This is a genomic window from Candidatus Binatia bacterium (assembly GCA_035631035.1).
GTDB lineage: Bacteria > Eisenbacteria > RBG-16-71-46 > SZUA-252 > SZUA-252 > DASQJL01.
Window position 1 is genome coordinate 1 of sequence record DASQJL010000127.1, and the last position, 3,055, is coordinate 3,055.

Genomic DNA, 3,055 nt, shown 5'->3' on the forward strand with positions numbered 1-3,055 from the left:
CGCCGTCGAGCCCGAAATAGAGGCGGAGCACCTTCGCGTCGCGGGGCGGCAGCGTTCCCAGCGCGTGATCGATCTCCTCCGTCAGGAACTGGTCCATCGCATCGGCCTCGGCGTCCTGACCGCCGGCCATGAATCGGTCGATGAGGGAACGGTCGCCCTCGGCGTCGAGCGGAGCGTCGAGCCGCACATCGGCGGTGTTGAGCGCGGCGAGCGCCTGCACGATGTCGAGCGCGAGCCCGGTGGCGTGGGCGATCTCCTCCGGCGCCGGCTCGCGGCGGAGCTCCTGGCGAAGCGCCTCCGACGCGCGGATGATTCGCGACAGATCGGCAGTACGGTTGAGCGGGACGCGCACCGTCCGGCCATGGCGCGCGAGTGCCGCGAGGATCGCCTGGCGGATCCACCAGACCGCGTAGGAAATGAACTTCACGCCCTGATCGGGATCGAACTTCCGCGCCGCCGTCATGAGACCGACGTTCCCCTCGCCGATGAGGTCGGTGAGCGCGAGCCCGCGATTCTGATACTTCTTGGCGACGGAGATGACGAAGCGGAGGTTCCGCTTGACGAGCTCCTCCATCGCCTCGGGATCGCCGGCGCGGACGCGGCGCGCGATGGCGATCTCCTGCTGCGCAGTGAGGAGCGGGGAGAGACTCACCTCATAGAGGTACTGATCGAGGATGTCCTTGTCGGCGTCGTAGACACCGAGGCTCTTCGCGGTATCGCGCTTGCGGCTCCGGCGCGGCCGCGCCGGCGGCGAGCTGGCGAGAATTTCGGCGGTGGTCATGTCGGCGGTGAGCGGCACCGCGTCGTCCGGCGGGCGTTTGGACTGCCGTTTCGGCGTCGCGCCCTCGGACGGCTGCTGCGAGATCGTCATGGGTGCAAACTAACCGGATAAGTCGAGCGCGGAGGGAGGGTGCAGAGCGTGCTAAGCGCTTGACACTCCTCCGGGTGCGAGCTTAAGTTTTCGTGCTCCGCTGGCGAGGGATTCTTCGATGAAGAGTGCGTCGCGGCGGGGCGACAATATAATGGGGGCGTAGCTCAGTTGGGAGAGCGCGTGAATGGCATTCACGAGGTCAGGGGTTCGATCCCCCTCGCCTCCACTCTCCACCGGTCCGGCGCCGCCCGTATGGGTCGCCGGTTCGGAGCGGTTGCGCGGACGGAGACCGACCGCTAGAATCTCCGTCCGTTCGCGGGAATAGCTCAGTTGGTAGAGCACAACCTTGCCAAGGTTGGGGTCGCGGGTTCGAGTCCCGTTTCCCGCTCTGCTCAAGGTACACGTCGCGGGGTGGAGCAGTCTGGTAGCTCGCCGGGCTCATAACCCGGAGGTCGTGGGTTCAAATCCCACCCCCGCTATTGGTGGTCCAGGCGGTCAGGCGGACAGGCGGTCAGGCGGTCAGAGACTCCGGCGGCTTTTCGGGCCGCCGACCGCCCGATTGGCTGATCGCCTGACCGCCTGAAGCATGCAGGGCGCTTAGCTCAGTTGGTTAGAGCGCCACGTTGACATCGTGGAGGTCACAAGTTCGAGTCTTGTAGCGCCCATGCGGTTGGCAGTGGCGGCACCGCGCCCTTAGCTCAATTGGATAGAGCATCTGACTACGGATCAGAAGGTTAGAGGTTCGAGTCCTCTAGGGCGCACTGGTTGAAGGACGGGGCGTAGCGCAGCCCGGTTAGCGCGCCTGCTTCGGGAGCAGGAGGTCCCCGGTTCAAATCCGGGCGCCCCGATTGAACAACTCGATCGCTCCGCACGATGTCGCTCGTGCGGAGCGATTGTCTTTCCGGCAGCGCCCGCTGAGCGCGTTCCGCCACCTCTATCTGAAGTGCCGAAAGAGCCCGTCGATTTTCGCGATCCACTCCGGCGTAATTCCCGCCTCCCTCGCTTCCGATGTCCAGCGCGAGAGCGCCGTCTCGACCTCATCGATGATCCCGTCTCCGTCGTCGGTGACGTCGAACGAGCGCCCGACGGCGCGCAGGTCCTCGCGCGTAAAGCCGTCATCCTTTCCGCGAATCGTCATCTGATGGGTCTGCGACCACTTTCCGCCCCAGGCCCACGTCATGTCGAAGGCCGGCGCAAGCCGCCACTTCCCGTCCGGCCCCATCAGGAACGCGAGATTCTTGACATGGTCGTCCTGATTCCGCGCGGCGACGTTGAACACCATCCGGCGATACGCCTGGTCGACGGCGGGCTGTCCCATCCCCAGCAGTCGAATCGTGCGAAAGTACTCTTCGTATGACAGCACCTGCCTGATGTTGTAGTCGGCGTGGTGCAGCCCACCCAGGCTGTGCATGTGGAGCCGCGCGCCATCCTCGCGGTCGAACCGCCGGGTCATGAAATGCGCGAAGTCGCGCTCGCGAAGAAGGCGCGTCTCCGCCATCTCGATGCCGGCGGCGCGGGCCATCCGCGAATAGACATACTCGATGCGCCCGAACGGCCCCGGCGCGAACTCCTTCACCATCACGTGGCCGCCGGCACCGGCAGTCACACCGTCGAACTTGATCATCCAGTGCTCGTCGCCCCGGCGCGGAGGGGCGAACGCGGACTTCACGCGTCCGGTGTCGGGGTTGTAGAGGATGAGCGCCTTGGCGCGGGCCCCGCCCGCCGAGGCGCCCACAAGCATCATCTCGGGGACCGCGACCGCCGGATCACCTTCGATCACGCGCCGCGCTTCTTCCACCAGCCGGGCGATCTCCAGCGCCTGATCGCCATGCGGACTGTTCCGGCCAACGATCGGCGGGCTGAACTCGAGCGCGCCCATGGCGCGACTCCCGATGTAGAGCAGCTTCTGCACCGGACTGAGAGCGGCATCCGGGGTGCCGCGCTGCTCGAAATAACGCGTGATGATCGTATTGCCGAAGGCGTCGGGCAGGCAGTCGGCCAGGAGGCCCGGAAGCCCCGCAAACGACGCGATCCGCTGCAGCTCCGGAAACGAGACCGGCCCTCGGCGGGAGAGCGGAAGATGGATCGGCGAAATCTCGAGGCCCGACTCCCGGAAAGCCTCATCGTACTCGAAGACAATGGTGCCCTGCGCGTCTTCGGCGACGGCGCCGACCTGCCGGCCCC

At 66.3% G+C, this 3,055-nt stretch carries 2 protein-coding genes and 6 tRNA genes; 6 read left to right on the forward strand and 2 right to left on the reverse strand.

The genetic code is table 11. From position 1 onward, the window contains the following. Nucleotides 1–871 (reverse strand): sigma-70 family RNA polymerase sigma factor (locus VE326_14540; protein ID HYJ34424.1); only part of this gene is annotated, 871 nt, incomplete at its 3' end. Nucleotides 872–1,024: 153 nt separating this feature from the next. Between VE326_14540 and VE326_14545 the strand changes: the two genes are divergently transcribed. The 6 genes from VE326_14545 (at nt 1,025) to VE326_14570 (ending at nt 1,719) form a co-directional block, all read left to right on the forward strand. Continuing rightward, nucleotides 1,025–1,097: transfer RNA gene (locus VE326_14545), tRNA-Ala, on the forward strand. 89 nt (nt 1,098–1,186) lie between these two features. Continuing rightward, nucleotides 1,187–1,259 (forward strand) — tRNA-Gly (locus tag VE326_14550). A gap of 17 nt (nt 1,260–1,276) precedes the next feature. Then, nucleotides 1,277–1,350: transfer RNA gene (locus tag VE326_14555), tRNA-Met, on the forward strand. 112 nt (nt 1,351–1,462) lie between these two features. Further along, nucleotides 1,463–1,536, forward strand: a tRNA-Val gene (locus VE326_14560). Between the two features lie 22 nt (nt 1,537–1,558). Further along, a tRNA-Arg gene (locus VE326_14565) sits at nt 1,559–1,632 on the forward strand. A 12-nt stretch (nt 1,633–1,644) separates the two neighbouring features. Further along, nucleotides 1,645–1,719, forward strand: a tRNA-Pro gene (locus VE326_14570). Between the two features lie 86 nt (nt 1,720–1,805). Here VE326_14570 and VE326_14575 read toward each other — a convergent pair. After that, nucleotides 1,806–3,055: type II toxin-antitoxin system HipA family toxin (locus VE326_14575; protein ID HYJ34425.1), on the reverse strand; the 1,250-nt coding region annotated here is incomplete at its 5' end.